The following is a 16,672-nucleotide window of genomic DNA, read 5'->3' on the forward strand; positions in this document are numbered from 1 at the left end:
AGACGGGGCGGCCGCGGCGCGTCCATGAGGCGGATCCGGTGCTGGGCGACGAGCAGGAAGGCGAGCCAGACCAGCGCGCCGAGCGCCACCCCCACGATCCCCACGCCCGTCAGCCCCCGGTGCACCGCCTGCCGGCCCGCCAGCACCGCGGCGACCGCGCACGACAGGGTCGTCCGCCGCCACGCGAGCCGCGTCCGCTCCGGCTGCAGACCGGGATCGCGGTCCCGCACTCCCGCCGGCCCTTCGGACACGGCCTAACCCGCCCGGCCGAGCAGCACGATCAGCACCATCAGCACGGCGATGCCCGCCACCAGCACCGCCAGCAGCGTCGGGAAGCGGGAGAGCGGCAGATCCTCGTTCCTGCGCATGGCGCGCTCGCAGCGCACCCAGTAGTTGACGGCCCGCACCGCGCACGCCGCGCCGCCCGCCAGCAGGACCAGCGCGAGGACGACCCGGACGCTCCGCGGCAGGTCCGGCAGGAACTGGTCCACCGCGAAGCCGCCGCCGATCAGCGCCAGCGCGGTCCTGATCCAAGCCAGGAACGTGCGCTCGTTGGCGAGCGAGAACCGGTAGTCGGGCGTCCTGCCCTCCGCCTGCACCCGCGCCGGGGCGAACCACAGCCCGACGGCCGACACCCCGGCCCGCAGCCTGCCGGGCAGCGCCCGTACGAAGACGATCACCAGGTCACTGTACGTCCGGACGGCCGTCGGCCCGGAACAGGCTGACGGGCCGTCCCGGAAGTTGCTGACCGGCAGTCCCAGGACGTGGTGACCGGCAGTCCCGGGACACGGTGACCGGTCGTCCCGGGACGTGGTGACGGGGCCGGAGCGGCTCCGGCCCCGTCGGTCGCAGGGTCAGCGGGCGAGCGGCGCGATCACCCAGCGGCGGGTCACGAAGCCCCCCTCCGGGCCGATCTCGATGAGCTTGCGGGCGGCCAGGTAGGCGTGGTTGCCCTCGATCTCGTAGCCGACCTGCGTCGTGCCGGGCACGTCACGGGCCTCGACGGGCTCTCCGGACTGCTGGGACCCGCTCCGGCTCCGCGCGCCGGTCATCGCCGCGTTCTCCGGGCCGGCCGCCGCGTGGGCCGCCAGCTCGGTGAGCAGGTGCCGCTGCGCCGTGGCCAGTGCGGTCAGCGGGTCGGCGGCCGACGGCGACGCGGCCTCGCGGACCGTACCGCGCGCACCGGGCCGCGGTTCGGAGACCAGCGAGGTGAGCTGCCTGCTGCTGCCGGCCTGTCGGCGGGTGGAGATCAGGGCCTGGACGACGGTGCCGTCGTTGTCCACCGACACGCGCATCTCGCCCCGGCCGGGGGTGATGACGGGAACGTCGTGGAACATCTGGCGGAACACCACCATGGTCTCCACGGTGCGGGGTTCGCCGAGCTCCCCTTCCTTGCTGCCGTCGTTCTCCATCAGGTCGTGCACGCTGTCGACGACCAGCTCGGTGCCGTTCGCGTGCTGCTGCGCGAAGGCCTGGGCCGCCGCGATCGCGTGCTCGGTGGAGATCTGCTCGGTGTTGCGGCGGTTGGGCTCCGCGAGCTTGACCCACCGTACGGCGCCCGGCCCGGTGGAGATGTGCCGGTCACCGGACGTGGCGCTCAGCACGCCCTGCCGCTCCACCTGGATCTCGGCGAGCGCGGCCTCGGGGAACTGCGCGGCCCGGCCGACGGAGAGCAGCTCGCTGCTCGGCTCGCGCGGGGCGAGCAGGATCAGCCGCGGCTCACCCGGCAGCGTCATCAGCGGTTCGCGGATGGCGTCGCGGGCGTAGTACCAGCGCCAGGCGTACCAGTTGTCCGCGATGTGGTCGCGGGAGAAGGAACGTTCGGCGTCGAGGCGGTTGATCGCCTCGTCCTGGGTGGTGCCCGCGGCGGCCACGGACGGCGCCTGGTGGGTGGAGATCTCCCAGCTGGCGTTGAGCCAGGCGTCCGTGAAGGTCTGCCCGCCGCGCCAGTACTTCCAGAAGTTGGCGCCGTAGCCGGGGTGGTCGACGCTGGTCGACTCGAAGCCGAAGATCATGCGGAAGCCGGCGTTCGGCGTGGCCCACGTACGGACCGGGCTGTGCCCGTCCAGCACGCGCAGGGAGTTGCAGGTGGACCAGAAGACGTAGTTCACCTTCTTGTTGCCCAGCCGCATGCTGGACGACAGGGCGTCACTGCGGTTGTCCCACGTGCCGCCCAGCGGCGCGATGAAGGTGCCGTCGTCGTACATGCCGCCGTGGCCCGAGTGGTAGACCGCGGCCACCGCGTCCATGCCGTAGCGGTCCTGCCAGTCGTCGTACGTCTCCTCGTAGGCCCACACCTTGACGCCGTCGTCCGCGAACCAGAAGTTGCGGTCGTAGAACTGCTGCAGGTAGTTCAGCCAGCCGGTCGCGTCCTCGTGCGTGTGGGTGAGGGTGACCTGGTTCACGAAGTGCTCGACGCTGAGCGCTCCCCACCAGCCGAACGTCGAGTCGCGTGGTGCCTCGCCCGGCTTTCCGAGGTCGAGTGGTGACGGACCGCGGTCGGAGTAGATCATGCGCATGGTGGCTCCCCTTTCCCATGGGCGAGGCCACAACGTGTCACCGCGCGGGGGTGTCCACCAGCACGTTTTTCAGCCAAGACGGCTATGCCCCAGGAGGTCGCCCACGCCACTCGCGCAGCCTGTGGAACGCGTCGAGGCCGTCCGGGACCCACTGCCATTCGGCCAGTCGCCGCTCCAGCTCACCGTCGGTGAGGAAGGCGTGCCAGGCGACCTCCTCGACCTGCGGGGAGACGGGGAGTTCGCACCGCACCTCGTACACCTGGGACCACCAGGAGTGCCCGTCCCGCTCATAGAGGAACTTGAACAGCGGCCGGGGCCGGGGGAGCCCCGACACCCCCAGCTCCTCCTCGGCCTCCCGCAGCGCGGCCTCGTCGTACGTCTCGCCCGCCCCGACCACCCCGCCCACGAACATGTCGTACAGCGAGGGGAAGACCAGCTTCACCGCGGTGCGGCGGTGCACGAACGTCCGCCCCTCGCCGTCCTTCACCAGGACGAACGCGCAGCGGTGCCGCAGCCCGCGGGCGTACGCCTCGCCCCGCCGCTCCTGCCCGACGACCACGTCGTCCTCGTCGACGATGTCCAGCAGCTCGTCGGCGGAGCGGGGCTGGGGCTGCTGTTCCTGTTCCTGCTGTTGCCCCTGCTGCTGCCGCTGCCGCGCGGGTGCGCCGGTCGCCGGGTCGAGGCGTTCCACGACGCGGAAGCGCTGGGCGACGACCAGTGTCCGGTCGTCGACGGTGAAGTCCGGGTCGCCGACCGCCTCGCGCATCTCCGGGCTGTGCCAGAACCCCTCGTGGTTCGCCCGCCATTCGGCGATGCTGCGGTCGCCCTCGCCCTCGTGGACCACGTGCGCCAGGCCGACGTCGGCGAGCGGCAGCACCCGGACCTCCGTGGTCTCCAGCACAGCCACCGGCCGGCCCGCCGAATCGACCACGGCGGACCGCAGCCCGACGACGGGCAGCGGGTCGCCGCAGTACGCGTAATCCGCGACGAGACCGGTCGTCGATGTCTTCTCCCCGGACAGCACCGCGGCGACCAGCCGGTCGCGCAGCGGGCCGGGGAAGGCGAATTCGAACGGCGGAAGCGACGGAAGCGGCGGAAGATCGTCCGACGGAAGATCGTCGTAAGAGCTCATGGGCTCAGCCTAGGCGTGTCGGACACGGCCGACGAGGAGCGGGAACACCACCGACCCCGTCCTGAACGCGACGGCGCCGGGGGCGTCAGAGCGCTGTGGCCGCTCCGCGGGGCGCCTCGGCCCCGCCGGGAACGGCCCCCGCCCGGCGGTCGCGGACCACGACGGTGACCATCGCGACGATGACACCGCCCAGCGCGTACGCGGCCAGCACCCACAGCGGGCCGGCCGTCGCGCTGCCGCCGAAGTACACGGTGTTGCGGACCGCCGTCGTGCCCGCGCCCGGCGGCAGCGACTGCCCGATCGCGCTCCAGAACCGCGGCAGCAGCGACGCCGGATACACCCCGCCGGCGCTGGGGTTGCCCATCACGACGAAGAGCAGGATCGACAGCCCGATGCCGACGATCCCGAAGAGCGTCTGCAGGGCGGTGGTGACGGCGGCGGCCGCGAAGACCACCAGCGCCCCGATTCCCCACAGCGCCAGGAAGTGGCCGGTCAGCGCCGAGAAGACCGGATCCACGATGATCGCCCCGCCGAGCCCGGAGACCACCGAGAAGAGCGCGAGGGTGCCGAGCCGGATCGCCGTACGGTGCCGGTTGACCGGCCGGGCGCCGCCCGCCACACCCAGGATCGAAGCGGTCAGGTAACCGCCCACCACCCAGCCGATGACCAGGTAGAACGAGCTCAGGCCGCGGCCGTCCTCCTTGTTGGGGGCCTTGATGTCGATGACCGCCACCTGCCGGTGCTGGGTCTTCTCGACGCTCTGCGCGATCTGCGTGGAGGTCTGCGACACCGAGGGGCCGCCCGCCGAGGCCACCAGCAGCGTGTCGGTCTTCCCCGCCGGGTTGATGAGGATCGCGGCGTCCACCGTACGGTTCATGATCTGCCGCCGCGCCTCGGCCTCGTCGGCCACCGCGACCGCCTTCACGGGGTCGCCGGGCAGCGCGTTGAGCTGCTCGACCACCGTGCCCGACACCTGCGCGGGCGCCACGACGGCGGCCGGGATCCGGTGCGGGGTGGGGGAATGGAACGCGCCCAGGTACGACACGATGAACGCCAGCTGGACCAGCAGACCCCCGACGACGAGCAGGAACGCGCGGAAACTGATCGCGTCCCGCAACTCGGCCGCGAAACCCCCCGACCCGTCGGCGAGTGCCGGAACGCCCCGCGGGTCGCCGGAATCCGACGTCGTGGAGGTTGGTTCGTCCGGCGGCGAAGGGGTCGTCCCAGCAGAGCTCATGCACGAACGTTAGGTGGCCTACGCTGCGCACGCGAGAGGGGGTGCTCCGTACGGGCCCCTTGCCGGGTGGCCGCTCCACGCGAAATGCTGCGCGCGGCCACCGCTGCCCAGCACCGACCAGGAGTGACCGCCATGCCGGCACCGTTCGACGTCCTGCGTATAGCCAACTGCTCGGGCTTCTACGGTGACCGGCTGTCCGCCGCCCGCGAGATGGTCGAAGGCGGTCCGATCGACGTATTGACCGGCGACTACCTCGCCGAACTGACGATGCTGATCCTGTGGAAGGCGCGGCAGCGCGACCCCGACGCCGGCTACGCGGTCTCCTTCCTCGCCCAGATGCACGACGTGCTCGGCACCTGCCTGGAACGCGGCATCAAGGTCGTCGTCAACGCGGGCGGCCTCAACCCGGCCGGGCTCGCCGCCAAACTCGGCGAACTGGCCGCGCTCGGCGGCCTCCACCCCGTCATCGCCCACCTGGAGGGCGACGACCTCCTCGGCCGGCTCCCCGAGCTGCGCGAGAAGGGCCACGGGTTCGCGAACCTGTCCACCGGCCGGCTGCTCGCCGACAGCGGGATCGAGCCCGTCACCGCCAACGCCTACCTCGGCGGCTGGGGCATCGCCCGCGCGCTGCGCGCCGGCGCCGACGTGGTCATCTGCGGCCGGGTCACCGACGCCGCACTCGTCACCGGGCCGGCCGCCTGGGCCTTCGACTGGGCGCCCGACGACTGGGACCGGCTCGCTGGGGCGGTCGCCGCGGGCCACATCATCGAGTGCGGCGCCCAGGCCACCGGCGGCAACTTCTCCTTCTTCACCGAGATCGAGTACCCGGTCCACCCCGGCTTCCCCATTGCCGAGATGCGCCCCGACGGCTCCTGCGTCATCACCAAGCACGCGGGAACCGGCGGCGCGGTCACCGTCGACACCGTCACGGCGCAACTGCTGTACGAGATCGAGCGGCCCCAGTACCTGAACGCCGATGTCGTGGCCCGCTTCGACACCCTGCGGCTGGAACAGGAGGGCCCCGACCGGGTCCTGGTCACCGGCACCCGAGGCGAGCCCGCGCCCGACACCCTCAAGGTCTGCCTCAACTACCTCGGCGGATTCCGCAACAGCGCCACCTTCGTGCTGACCGGGCTCGACATCGAGGCCAAGGCGCGGCTCGCCGAGGCGTCCCTGCTCGACGCGACGGGCGGCGCCGACCGCTTCGCCGAGTTCGACCTGCGGATGGAGCGGCCGGCGGCCGACACCGCCCGGCTGACCCTGACCGTCAAGGACCCCGACCGCGACAAGGTCGGCCGCGCCCTGTTCACCGCGGTCGCGGGCACGGCGCTGGCGAGCTACCCCGGCTTCTACCTGGAACAGGCGTCCCCCCGGCCCACCGAGTACGGGGTGTACTGGCCGGCGCTGGTCGCCGCCACGGAGGTGACGGCGGAGGTCGTGCTGGCCGACGGCACCCGGCTGGAGGTGCCGCGGCCGCCGACGGTGGCGCGCGGGCGCAGGGAGCGGCCGGCCCCCGTCACCCCGCCGCGACCGGCGGACGCGTCGGGCCCCACCGTCCGGGCGCCGCTCGGCCGGCTGGTGGGCGCCCGTTCCGGCGACAAGGGCGGCGACGCCAACATCGGCCTGTGGGCCCGCACCGACGAGGCGTACGCCTGGCTCCGCGCCCACCTCGGCGTCGACGAGCTCCGGCTGCTGCTGCCGGAGGCCGCGGAGCTGGAGGTCGTCCGCTACGAACTCCCGAACCTGCGCGCCCTCAACTTCGTCCTGCACGGCCTGCTCGGCGAGGGCGTTGCCGCGTCCACCCGCCCCGACCCGCAGGCCAAGAGCCTGGGCGAGTACCTGCGGGCCCGCCCGGTGGACATCCCCATGGATCTTTTGCCTGGCGCATAGATGTCTTTGCCCGGTACGGAGACCTCTTTGCCCCAGTGCTGACGGTCGGCTGCGTACCGTGGAAAACAGCCCACGGTACGAAGCGGGTGGGCAGTTCCGAGGGGGCTTCCGATGGACCAGTCGATCCTGCGCAAGGCGATCTTCCTGCTGCGTGACTGCCACGAGTCCGAGCAGCAGGTGGTCGCCGGGCTCAAGGACTACTTCCCCGACCTCGACCTCAGCGTCCGGGAGCGCTACACCAGCGAGGCGATGGACCTGGTCCACGGAGTGCACCCGGCCATCTGAGGCACACGTGCGGGATGATCGGCGCATGAGCAACCTCGATGTGAAGCCGGCACCGACCGTGTGCGGCGGCCGCGACGACGTCTCGGCCCAGCCCGTCCACGAGCTCCTCACCGCGCGCACCGTCCAGCTCGGCAAGGGCACCGAAGTCCGGCGCCTCCTGCCGAACCTGGGCCGCCGGATGGTCGGCGCCTGGTGCTTCGTCGACCACTACGGGCCCGACGACATCGCGCGCGAGTCCGGCATGCAGGTCCCGCCGCACCCGCACATGGGGCTGCAGACGGTGAGCTGGCTGCACGACGGCGAGGTGCTGCACCGCGACAGCCTCGGCAGCCTGCAGACCGTACGCCCCCGCGAGCTGGGACTGATGACCTCGGGCCGGGCCATCTCGCACTCCGAGGAATCCCCGCGCGACCACTCCCGGCTCCTGCACGGCGCCCAGCTCTGGGTCGCCCTGCCGGACGCCCACCGCACCACCGCCCCGGCCTTCGAGCACCACGCCGACCTGCCCGTCGTCACCGGGGGTGGCGGCCTGCGCGCCACGGTCATCCTGGGCGAACTGGACGGAGCCGTCTCACCCGGCACCATCCACACCCCACTGGTGGGCGCCGACCTCGCCCTGGCAGCGGGCACCGACACCCGCCTGCCGCTCCGCCCCGACTTCGAGTACGCCGCCCTGACGATGTCCGGCGAGACCGAGGTCGACGGCGTACGCCTCGCCCCCGGCTCAATGCTCTACCTCGGCTGCGGCCGCCACGAACTCCCCCTGCGCGCCGACACGGACAGCGCCCTGATGCTCCTGGGCGGCGAGCCCTTCGAAGAGAAGATCGTCATGTGGTGGAACTTCATCGGACGCTCCAACGAGGACATCGCCCAGGCCCGCACGGACTGGACGACCAGCTCCCGCTTCGGTGAGGTAAAGGGCTACGACGGCCCCCCGCTCCCCGCCCCGGAACTGCCTCCCGTACCCCTGAAACCGCGCGGCCGCACGCGCTGAACCGGGCTTTCGATCTCTCCGCTCCGGGCCGCCCCATGACACAGCCGGGCAGGCGGTGCCCCTACAGGACTCCCCAGGGATTGGGGTGCGGAATGAGGGTGGGGTCCTCGGACCAGATCAGCCGGGCTTCGAGGTCGTCGCCGAGGAGCTCTTTGAGGCGGTCCACCGCCCAGCCGTTCCAGTAGACGGCGGTCGGGAACACAGGCAGTCGGAATGCCGGCAGGTCGGCGGGAAAGGCCTCCGGCCGGAAGACCGCTTTCTTGACCTCACCGCCCGCGCGCTTCGGCTTGGAAGAGCGCCGGGTGTCCAGGCAGTCGACGATGCTCCGCACCAGATAGAGGACGTATTCACCGGCGTCCGGGATGCTGCCCGGGCCGTCGGCGATGTCCAGCGGCTCGAAGCTCCCGGCGCGGCACAGCTCGTCGCCCAGCAGGTCGGCGACCCGCCGGCTCAGCACCGGGGCACCCGGGTAGCCGGAGGGGAACTCGGCCGGGCGCACGCGCGGATCGCCGACGTCCGTCGCGGCCCATTCGCCACTGAGGCCGGTGGGCTTATTGCCTTCGGGAGAACCGGCGATCTGCCAGCGCACGAGGGTGAGGAGATTGCTGAGGTACAGCGTCCGGAACTCGCCCAGGCTGGGCAGCAGCCGGTACGCCCGCAGCGGTGCCCGGGTCGTGTCAGACATCACGGCCCCGTCCACACGGTGCCGGTGCTCGGAGTGCCGGTCGCGAGTTCCCGCTGGACCGCGCTGCCCACCCAGTCGTTCGCGTTGCCCTGGGTGGTCTTCGCGGCGTCCAGGTCCTGACGCGCGGTACGGCCCTGCGCGAGCGCCCGGTCGGCGTCCGCCTGCGCCGTCTCCAACTTCGGCCAGTACGTCTCCAGCGACCCGGAAGCCAACCGGTAGGACTTCTCCAACTTGCCCAGCTCGTTCGGCAGATCGCCGAACTGCTCCCGGTACGCGTCACCCGACAGGCCCGCCCAGTCCTGGACGGCGGTGTCGCCGCTCAGACCCCGGACGGATCGCAGTGCCGACGAGACGTCGTCGGCGAAGTCGCCCAGCTTGCGGGCGAGTTCCTTCACCTCGAGCGGATCACCCGGCACCGGATCCCGGTCGAGATCCAGCACATGCCAGTCCGTCGGACGGTTCGTCACCGTGCACCCCCGTGCCTCGCCCTGCTCCGCACGCGTGATCCTACCTACGGGTGTTAGCCAGAGGCAGGTGCGCATCAGTTGGCGTCGACGGCCTGACACCCGCCCCCGCACCCGCCGGGCGTGGGCGCGGGGGCGGGTGTGCGTCAGGGGGTGGGACGGGGGGTGATCCGTCCGGCGACCTCGCCGAAGCCGAGGCGGGTTCCGTTCGGGCCCGGTGCGGTCGCGGTGATGACGACCTCGTCGCCGTCGTCGAGGAACGTGCGCTCGCTGCCGTCCGCCAGTTTCAGCGGCTCCTGGCCGTTCCACGTCAGCTCGATGAGCGCGCCGCGCGTCTCGCGCTCGGGCCCGCTGATGGTGCCGGAGGCGAAGAGGTCCCCGGTCCGCAGGGACGCGCCATTGGCGGTCAGGTGCGCGAGCATCTGCGCGTAGGTCCAGTACATGGCGGCGAACGGCGGCCGCGAGATGACATGGCCGTTGAGCCGGACCTCGAAGGCGATGTCGAAGCCGGACGGCTCGGCCGCCGCGTCCCGGTCGTCGAGGTACGGAAGCGGCTCGACGTCTCGCTCCGGCGGGGTGGTGCGGGCGTGCGCGAGGGCGTCCAGCGGGACGATCCAGGGCGAGACCGACGTGGCGAAGGACTTGCCGAGGAACGGGCCCAGCGGCACGTACTCCCACGCCTGGAGGTCGCGGGCGGACCAGTCGTTGACGAGGCAGACGCCGAAGACATGCTCGGCGGCGTCCGCGAGCGCCACCGGGCTGCCCAGCTCGGACGGCGTGCCGACGACGAAGCCCAGCTCCGCCTCGATGTCGAGGCGGCGGGACGGACCGAAGTCCGGGACCGCGTCGGCCGGCGCCTTGCGCTGCCCGGACGGGCGGATGATCGGGGTGCCGGAGGCGACGATCGTGCCGGAACGGCCGTGGTAGCCGATCGGCAGGTGCTTCCAGTTGGGCGTCAGCGGCTCGGAACCGGGCCGGAAGATCCGGCCGAGGTTCGTCGCGTGGTGCTCGGAGGCGTAGAAGTCGACATAGTCGGCCACCTCGAACGGCAGGTGGAGGGTGACGTCGGCGCGCGGCACCAGGCACGGCTCGACGGTCGCGCGCAGCGACTCGTCCGTCAGCCAGCGCGTGATCGCCGTACGCACCGCGGTCCAGACCGGCCGGCCGGCGGCCAGCAGCGGATTCAGCGAGGGGGCGTCCAGCGTCGCGAAGCCGGGTTCGCCGAGCGCACCGAGCGCGCGGGCCGCCGCGGCCGCGTCGAGGACGTGGTCACCGATGGCGACGCCGATCCGGGGCTGCTCCGGCCGGTGGGCGGTGGTGAAGACGCCGTACGGCAGGTTGTGTACGCCGAACGGGGAGTCGTCCGGGACGGTGAGCGGGCTGCTGGCGCTCAACTGGCCTCCAGGGAGAGTACGAACGTGCCGAGACTATCCCCCGTCTCAAGGGCCGGACACGGGGGAGGTGGGCGCCGCCCGTGGCGACCGTCCGTGCGGGCCCGCGCACCGACCGTAGATGCGGGGGCGGCCTACGGGCTCGTATTTGGTGGTGCTACACGTGCGTACGTAGAGTTCCGCCTGACTCGGGTGGACTCGGGACGGAACAGACGATCCAGTAAGGCAGCAACGGCATGACAGCGAGTGAACAGACGGAAACCCGGCGTGATGATTCGACGGGCATCGACCCGGCGCGCCTGGAGCTCTGCCTGAGCGTGCTCGCGGAGCTCGACGAGCTGGACGTCGACCACCCGGACGCGATCGCCGTCCGGCGCGCCACCGCGGGCATCTACCGCACCGTGAAGCAGCGCCGCCGCCAGGAGCGGCGCGCCGCGAAGACGGCGAACGACAAGGCCGTCACCGAGGCCACGGCCACCGGCGCGGCCGACCGCATCGACGACGAGACGCTGGGCAACATGCTCACGACGTCCACGACGACGGAGATCGCCGGCATCCTGGAGCGCCCCCGCTCCTGCTACATCTGCAAGACCCGCTACGTCGAGGTCGACGCGTTCTACCACCAGCTCTGCCCGCCCTGCGCGCGGGAGAACCGCAGCCGCCGCGACGCGCGCACGGACCTCACGGGACGCCGCGCCCTGCTCACCGGTGGCCGCGCGAAGATCGGCATGTACATCGCGCTGCGCCTGCTGCGCGACGGCGCGCACACCACTATCACCACCCGCTTCCCGAACGACGCGGTCCGCCGCTTCAAGGCGATGCCCGACAGCGCGGAGTGGCTGCACCGGCTGAAGATCGTCGGCATAGACCTGCGCGACCCCGCCCAGGTGATCGCCCTCGCCGACGAGGTCGCCGCCGAGGGCCCGCTCGACATCCTGATCAACAACGCCGCGCAGACCGTCCGCCGCAGCCCCCGCGCCTACGCGGAGCTCGTCGCCGCGGAACTCGCCCCGCTGCCGGCCGGCGAGCTGCCGTCCAGGACCGTGCTCGGCCACTTCGGCAGCGGCGCGCAGATCGCCCTGCCGGGCCCCTCCTCGTCCGGCCACGACGTGCTGACGCCCGAGTCGATCACGGCCCTGGCCCTGACCACCGGCTCCGCGACCCCGGCCCGCATCGAGGCCGGCACGGCCATCGACGCGGGCGGCCTCGTACCGGACCTGGACGCCAGCAACACGTGGATCCAGCGCGTCGAGGAGGTGGACCCGCTCGAACTCCTCGAAGTCCAGCTCTGCAACGTCACCGCGCCGTTCGTCCTCGTCAGCCGGCTGCGCCCGGCGATGGCGGCGGCCGCCGCGCGCCGCAAGTACGTCGTCAACGTCTCCGCGATGGAAGGCCAGTTCAGCCGCGGCTACAAGGGCCCGGGTCACCCCCACACCAACATGGCCAAGGCTTCCCTGAACATGCTGACCCGCACCAGCGCCCAGGAGATGCTGGAGACGGACGGCATCCTCATGACCGCCGTCGACACCGGCTGGATCACCGACGAGCGCCCCCACCCCGACAAGATGCGCCTCGCCGAGGAGGGCTTCCACGCCCCCCTCGACCTCGTCGACGGCGCCGCCCGCGTCTACGACCCCATCGTCCGCGGCGAACTCGGCGAAGACCTCTACGGCTGCTTCCTCAAGGACTACGCCCCGGCGGCCTGGTAACCCACCCAGCTCACGTGCGAGCGGAGCCCCCCGGCGGGGCCCCGCCCACCTCGGCTCACACGGTCGCGGTGGCCCGGTCCTGCTGCGGGCGGCGGGCCGGCGGACGCTCCAGTTGGGTGACGACGGCGGAGTGGAAGCGGTCCACCGCGGCGTCGACACTGCGGATGAAACCCGACTCCGCGCTGCCCCGGGAGCTGCCCATGCTCTTGAAGAGGGAGAGGCGGAAACCGGTGATCCGGCCGCCGTCCTTGGGGAGGAGTTCACCCGGCTCCGGGCGGAGTTTCTCCAGCGTGCCGCGGGGGCCGCTGCCCCTGCCCTCGACCAGGGTCTCGATATGGAGGTCGGCCGGAGCCTCGGCGAGCTGGCGCACCAGACGCTTGGTCCAGGAGAGCGGGGTGCCCTGCTCGGAGCGCGGGATCTCCAGGGAACTGCGCAGCTTGCCGGTGCGCAGGTCGGCGGTGATCGCCAGGATGCCGACGCTGCCGTCGATGCGGATCTCCGCGTGCAGCCTGCCGTCCTCGCAGAGCTGGTCGGCGAGGTCCGCGCGCCGCGACCGCGGATCGGATCCGCGCTTCGCGCGCTGGACCGGCAGGACCTTCTGGCCGAGTTCACCGCCGAGCCGCAGGCAGACCTGCCGGATCAGCCGCTCCCAGCTCTCGACGACCTGAACCGCGCGCTGGTCCCCCTGGCAGAGGATCTCCTCGTCGATGCCGTTGCGCACCGGCACCCACGCGGGGCCCATGTTCTGGAAGCCGTGGCAGCCGGAGTTCTCGTGCTGGAGGTAGTGCAGGAACTCCTCCAGGAGGGAGGCGTGCGCGGCGGTGCTGACGCCTTCGTGGCGGATCAGCATCTGTGCCTGCTGGGTGACCTCCGCCCAGGACAGGTGCCACAGGGCGACCTTGTGCTTGCGCCGCCCGTCGATCTTCACGTCCACGAGAGGGCTGCCTTCCAGCGCCACGTCGTTGGACACGGTGATCACGGCCTCGTAACCCCGGCGGGCGGCGATGTCCATGTAGTCCTGGACCTGTTCGCTCTTGAGTGGATTGCCGTTGGTCTTCGTCTCGACCAGGGCGGTCCACAGCCGGCCGGCGCGCTCCACCCGGATGACGCCGTCGGGGCGTTTCGGGGTCTCGCCGTGCGGCAGTGACACCTCGGTGAACGTCTCCATCCGTCCGGCGGGAGCCCCGAACGCGGCGGTGAGCCGTCGCCCGAACTCCGGGACCTGGGCCATCACCGACAGCAGGATGGAGGTCGCGCGCGTCTCCCGCTCGTGGTCGCTCTTGAGGGACGAGGCGGGGAAGAGCCGGGAGGGCCGCCAGGCGTCGTTCTCGGCGAGCGACTTCCTGGTGGCCTTCGGCAGCGTCACCTTCTTCTTGGCGGTACGCGGGCGCTTCGGCGGCGCCGGCGCCTCGACGCCGCTGGCGGTGGGCCCTCCGGCTGCGGGGGCCGGGACCTCAGGGGCCGGAACCTGTTCGAGCGCGGCCGCGGGCGCTTCCGGCGCGTCCGTGACGGCCGCCGCGGCTTCTCCGCCGGTCGGGTTCTCCTCATCCACCTCGTCGGCGTCATCGACGTCGATGCCGTAATCCGTGGCTAACCCGGCGAGCCCGGTCTCGTATCCCTGTCCGACGGCCCGGAACTTCCATTCCTCGCCCCGCCGGTAGAGCTCACCGAAGATGAACGCGCTCTCGACGCCCGCGTCGGCGATGGGAAAGACGAGGAGGCTCTCGCCGGACCCGTCGGCCAGCGTCAGCTGGAGGTCGTCGAGGGTGCCGAACCGGGCGTCTCCGTAGCGGCTGGCCGCGATGATCACCTGCTGGACGTCCGCGGGCATCGCCGTCAGGTCGAGGCTGATCCGGTCCTCGCTGCCGTTGGCGGTAGGCGTCTTGCCCAGCAGTTGCACGCTGCCGTCCGCGGCAGCCGGCTGGTTGTAGAAGAAGAAGTCCGCGTCGCTGCGGGCCTTGCCGCCCGCGTCGAGCAGGAGCACGGAGACATCCGCGTCCCCGTCCCCGGCCGCACTGCTCCAGCCCAGGCTCACGATCACGGAGCCGGTGTCGTCGCTCAACGTCGCCAGGCTGACATTGGCACCCTTAGTCATCTCTTGCATGAGGCCCCCCTCGGTGCATGGCCGCGAGGGCGAACCCGGGCAGCCGGTCACGCTGTCAACGCGGTTGGGGCGCGTCCCCAGTGCGCTGGCTGAACCCTAGCGCCCGAAGAGACACCTTTGCCCGGGGAAGTCGGGACATGAAAAAAGACCCTGTCGCCAGGGTCTTTCACAAGTGTCCGAGGGGGGACTTGAACCCCCACGCCCGATAAAGGGCACTAGCACCTCAAGCTAGCGCGTCTGCCATTCCGCCACCCGGACCGGGTGTACCGCAGGCCTCTCGGCCGCGGCGACGAGGTAAACCATAGCAAAGATCCCAGGGGCTCGATCACGGGTGCCGGTGTGAAGGGATCATGACGCGGGGTGGCCGGCTCTTGGGTGCCGGGGGTGGGCGGGGGAGTATGGGGAGTGGAATCCGCCGTGGTCGTGGATACGGGCGGCGGGAGTGCGTGAGGGACGAGGAGACAGCGTGAGCGAGTCGGTTTCGGGCGCGAGGAGCGACAGGAAGATCACCGGTGAGGACGAGGTCGTCGACCTGTGCCGGGATCTGATCCGGATCGACACCAGCAACTACGGGGACCACTCGGGGCCCGGCGAGCGCGCCGCGGCCGAGTACGTCGCCGAGAAGCTGGCCGAGGTCGGTCTCGAACCGCAGATCTTCGAGTCGCACAAGGGGCGGGCGTCCACCGTCGCCCGGATCACGGGGGAGGACCCCTCCCGCCCGGCGCTGCTGATCCACGGGCACACCGACGTGGTGCCGGCCAACGCTGACGACTGGACGCACCACCCGTTCTCCGGCGAGATCGCCGACGGATGTGTGTGGGGGCGCGGCGCCGTCGACATGAAGGACATGGACGCCATGACGCTGGCGGTGGTGCGCGACCGGCTGCGCAGCGGCCGCAAGCCCCCGCGCGACATCGTGCTGGCGTTCCTGGCGGACGAGGAGGCGGGCGGCGTCTACGGCGCGCGGCACCTCGTCAACAAGCACCCGGACCTCTTCGAAGGGGTGTCGGAGGCGATCGGCGAGGTCGGCGGCTTCTCCTTCACCGTCAACGAGAACCTGCGGCTCTATCTGGTGGAGACGGCGCAGAAGGGCATGCACTGGATGCGGCTCACCGTCGACGGCACGGCCGGGCACGGTTCCATGACCAACAACGACAACGCGATCACTGAGCTCTGCGAGGCCGTCGGGCGGCTCGGCCGGCACAAGTTCCCGGTACGGATGACGAAGTCCGTCCGCGGTTTCCTCGACGAGCTGTCGGACGCGCTGGGCACCGAGCTCGACCCGGAGGACATGGACGCGACGCTGGCGAAGCTCGGCGGCATCGCCAAGATGATCGGCACCACGCTGCGCAACACCGCCGCCCCGACGATGCTCGGCGCGGGCTACAAGGTGAACGTGATCCCCGGCCAGGCCACGGCCCACGTCGACGGGCGCTTCCTGCCGGGCTACGAGGAGGAGTTCCTCACCGACCTGGACCGGATCCTCGGCCCGCGCGTGAAGCGCGAGTCGGTGCACTCGGACAAGGCGCTGGAGACGGACTTCGACGGCGCGCTGGTCGACGCCATGCAGGCCGCGCTGAAGGCGGAGGACCCGATCGCGCGGGCGGTGCCGTACTGCCTGTCGGGCGGGACGGACGCGAAGTCCTTCGACGACCTCGGAATCCGCTGCTTCGGATTCGCGCCGCTGAAGCTTCCGCCGGAGCTGGATTTCGCGGGCATGTTCCACGGGGTGGACGAGCGGGTTCCCGTGGACGGCCTGAAGTTCGGCGTTCGAGTGCTGGACCGTTTCATCGAAAACTGCTGACGATTCGACCATCTGTCGCAATCGAACTGAGACGGGTGAAAGGTCCCGCAGTTTCGTAGCTCGTTTCCTTCGGGGTCGTTACGACTTGTGCGGTCCGCGGTTGGGGACCGCGTTTCGAACTAGGAGGAAACCATGATCAAGAAGATCGTCGCCGCTGTTGCCGTATCCGGTGGTCTCGTGCTCGCCGGTGCGGGTCTTGCCGTTGCCGACGCCGACGCGCACGGTGCCGCTGTCGGGTCCCCGGGTGTGCTCTCGGGCAACCTGATCCAGGTCCCCGTTCACGTCCCGGTCAACCTCTGTGGCAACACGGTTTCCGTGATCGGTCTGCTGAACCCCGCCTTCGGCAACGTCTGCGTCAACCAGTGACGTCATGTTCGGCCCTTTGAGGGTCTGAGCCGGGTCGGCCCCGGAGTGCTTATTACCGCGCTCCGGGGCCCCTCGGTATTTACGGGGGAAAT

General features: G+C 71.3%; 15 protein-coding genes, 1 tRNA gene and 1 pseudogene. 6 read left to right on the forward strand and 11 right to left on the reverse strand.

All coding sequences use genetic code 11. From position 1 onward, the window contains the following. The 6 genes and pseudogenes from O3X23_RS02105 to O3X23_RS02130 all read right to left on the reverse strand — a co-directional run. Nucleotides 1-251: DUF202 domain-containing protein (locus O3X23_RS02105; protein ID WP_269269300.1), on the reverse strand; the 251-nt coding region annotated here is incomplete at its 3' end. 3 nt (nucleotides 252-254) lie between these two features. Continuing rightward, nucleotides 255-680: a YidH family protein gene (locus O3X23_RS02110; protein WP_269269301.1), complete on the reverse strand. Its 426-nt coding sequence runs from the start codon at nucleotides 678-680 to the stop codon at nucleotides 255-257. A gap of 174 nt (nucleotides 681-854) precedes the next feature. Further along, nucleotides 855-2,513: a DUF6345 domain-containing protein gene (locus O3X23_RS02115; RefSeq protein WP_269269302.1), complete on the reverse strand. Its 1,659-nt coding sequence runs from the start codon at nucleotides 2,511-2,513 to the stop codon at nucleotides 855-857. Nucleotides 2,514-2,601: 88 nt separating this feature from the next. Continuing rightward, nucleotides 2,602-3,105, reverse strand: a complete 504-nt coding sequence (locus tag O3X23_RS02120; protein WP_269269557.1) for an NUDIX domain-containing protein — start codon at nucleotides 3,103-3,105, stop codon at nucleotides 2,602-2,604. Between the two features lie 159 nt (nucleotides 3,106-3,264). Then, nucleotides 3,265-3,651, reverse strand: a pseudogene (locus O3X23_RS02125) (ASCH domain-containing protein); the annotation flags it as partial. A gap of 85 nt (nucleotides 3,652-3,736) precedes the next feature. Further along, complete coding sequence (locus tag O3X23_RS02130) at nucleotides 3,737-4,888, reverse strand: DUF3533 domain-containing protein (RefSeq protein ID WP_269269303.1); 1,152 nt, start codon at nucleotides 4,886-4,888, stop codon at nucleotides 3,737-3,739. 132 nt (nucleotides 4,889-5,020) lie between these two features. Here O3X23_RS02130 and O3X23_RS02135 point away from each other — a divergent pair, with 132 nt between their 5' ends. The 3 genes from O3X23_RS02135 to O3X23_RS02145 all read left to right on the forward strand — a co-directional run bounded on the left by O3X23_RS02135 (nucleotide 5,021) and on the right by O3X23_RS02145 (nucleotide 8,057). Next, nucleotides 5,021-6,778, forward strand: a complete 1,758-nt coding sequence (locus O3X23_RS02135; RefSeq protein WP_269269304.1) for an acyclic terpene utilization AtuA family protein — start codon at nucleotides 5,021-5,023, stop codon at nucleotides 6,776-6,778. Nucleotides 6,779-6,889: 111 nt separating this feature from the next. Further along, nucleotides 6,890-7,063, forward strand: coding sequence for a hypothetical protein (locus tag O3X23_RS02140; RefSeq protein ID WP_269269305.1), 174 nt, complete (start codon nucleotides 6,890-6,892; stop codon nucleotides 7,061-7,063). 25 nt (nucleotides 7,064-7,088) lie between these two features. After that, nucleotides 7,089-8,057 carry a pirin family protein gene (locus tag O3X23_RS02145; RefSeq protein WP_269269307.1) on the forward strand — a complete coding sequence of 323 codons (969 nt, stop codon included), beginning with the start codon at nucleotides 7,089-7,091 and terminating at the stop codon, nucleotides 8,055-8,057. Nucleotides 8,058-8,118: 61 nt separating this feature from the next. Here O3X23_RS02145 and O3X23_RS02150 read toward each other — a convergent pair whose 3' ends face one another. The 3 genes from O3X23_RS02150 to fahA all read right to left on the reverse strand — a co-directional run bounded on the left by O3X23_RS02150 (nucleotide 8,119) and on the right by fahA (nucleotide 10,600). Further along, nucleotides 8,119-8,742, reverse strand: a complete 624-nt coding sequence (locus tag O3X23_RS02150) for a hypothetical protein (protein WP_269269308.1) — start codon at nucleotides 8,740-8,742, stop codon at nucleotides 8,119-8,121. After that, nucleotides 8,742-9,209 (reverse strand): putative T7SS-secreted protein, encoded by a 468-nt coding sequence (locus tag O3X23_RS02155; RefSeq protein ID WP_269269309.1) that lies wholly within the window; start codon nucleotides 9,207-9,209, stop codon nucleotides 8,742-8,744. Before O3X23_RS02155 ends, O3X23_RS02150 begins: the two co-directional genes overlap by 1 nt. A gap of 143 nt (nucleotides 9,210-9,352) precedes the next feature. After that, nucleotides 9,353-10,600 carry a fumarylacetoacetase gene (gene fahA, locus O3X23_RS02160; RefSeq protein ID WP_269269310.1) on the reverse strand — a complete coding sequence of 416 codons (1,248 nt, stop codon included), beginning with the start codon at nucleotides 10,598-10,600 and terminating at the stop codon, nucleotides 9,353-9,355. A 233-nt stretch (nucleotides 10,601-10,833) separates the two neighbouring features. On the opposite strand from fahA, the gene O3X23_RS02165 reads away from it, so the two are divergent. Continuing rightward, nucleotides 10,834-12,306 carry an SDR family NAD(P)-dependent oxidoreductase gene (locus O3X23_RS02165; RefSeq protein ID WP_269269311.1) on the forward strand — a complete coding sequence of 491 codons (1,473 nt, stop codon included), beginning with the start codon at nucleotides 10,834-10,836 and terminating at the stop codon, nucleotides 12,304-12,306. A gap of 55 nt (nucleotides 12,307-12,361) precedes the next feature. Here O3X23_RS02165 and O3X23_RS02170 read toward each other — a convergent pair whose 3' ends face one another. Next, a complete protein-coding gene (locus O3X23_RS02170; RefSeq protein WP_269269558.1) occupies nucleotides 12,362-14,401 on the reverse strand; it encodes a TerD family protein in 2,040 nt (679 codons plus the stop codon). A gap of 182 nt (nucleotides 14,402-14,583) precedes the next feature. Continuing rightward, nucleotides 14,584-14,668: transfer RNA gene (locus O3X23_RS02175), tRNA-Leu, on the reverse strand. Nucleotides 14,669-14,876: 208 nt separating this feature from the next. Here O3X23_RS02175 and O3X23_RS02180 point away from each other — a divergent pair. Together O3X23_RS02180 and O3X23_RS02185 are read left to right on the forward strand one after the other, a co-directional pair. Further along, nucleotides 14,877-16,214: a M20/M25/M40 family metallo-hydrolase gene (locus O3X23_RS02180; RefSeq protein WP_269269312.1), complete on the forward strand. Its 1,338-nt coding sequence runs from the start codon at nucleotides 14,877-14,879 to the stop codon at nucleotides 16,212-16,214. A 132-nt stretch (nucleotides 16,215-16,346) separates the two neighbouring features. Then, entirely contained in the window at nucleotides 16,347-16,580 is a 234-nt protein-coding gene (locus O3X23_RS02185; RefSeq protein ID WP_269269313.1) for a chaplin, read from the forward strand. Nucleotides 16,581-16,672 lie beyond the last annotated feature (92 nt).

It is taken from the genome of Streptomyces sp. H39-S7, from assembly GCF_027158205.1.
Lineage (GTDB): Bacteria > Actinomycetota > Actinomycetes > Streptomycetales > Streptomycetaceae > Actinacidiphila.

What these genes read in the sequence shown, in the direction of transcription:
- O3X23_RS02150 (WP_269269308.1), bottom strand. Translation starts at nt 8,742, where the DNA reads ATGTCTGACACGACCCGGGCACCGCTGCGGGCGTACCGGCTGCTGCCC.
- O3X23_RS02135 (WP_269269304.1), top strand. Translation starts at nt 5,021, where the DNA reads ATGCCGGCACCGTTCGACGTCCTGCGTATAGCCAACTGCTCGGGCTTC.
- O3X23_RS02165 (WP_269269311.1), top strand. Translation starts at nt 10,834, where the DNA reads ATGACAGCGAGTGAACAGACGGAAACCCGGCGTGATGATTCGACGGGC.
- O3X23_RS02145 (WP_269269307.1), top strand. Translation starts at nt 7,089, where the DNA reads ATGAGCAACCTCGATGTGAAGCCGGCACCGACCGTGTGCGGCGGCCGC.
- O3X23_RS02185 (WP_269269313.1), top strand. Translation starts at nt 16,347, where the DNA reads ATGATCAAGAAGATCGTCGCCGCTGTTGCCGTATCCGGTGGTCTCGTG.
- O3X23_RS02130 (WP_269269303.1), bottom strand. Translation starts at nt 4,888, where the DNA reads ATGAGCTCTGCTGGGACGACCCCTTCGCCGCCGGACGAACCAACCTCC.
- O3X23_RS02140 (WP_269269305.1), top strand. Translation starts at nt 6,890, where the DNA reads ATGGACCAGTCGATCCTGCGCAAGGCGATCTTCCTGCTGCGTGACTGC.
- O3X23_RS02115 (WP_269269302.1), bottom strand. Translation starts at nt 2,513, where the DNA reads ATGATCTACTCCGACCGCGGTCCGTCACCACTCGACCTCGGAAAGCCG.
- O3X23_RS02170 (WP_269269558.1), bottom strand. Translation starts at nt 14,401, where the DNA reads ATGACTAAGGGTGCCAATGTCAGCCTGGCGACGTTGAGCGACGACACC.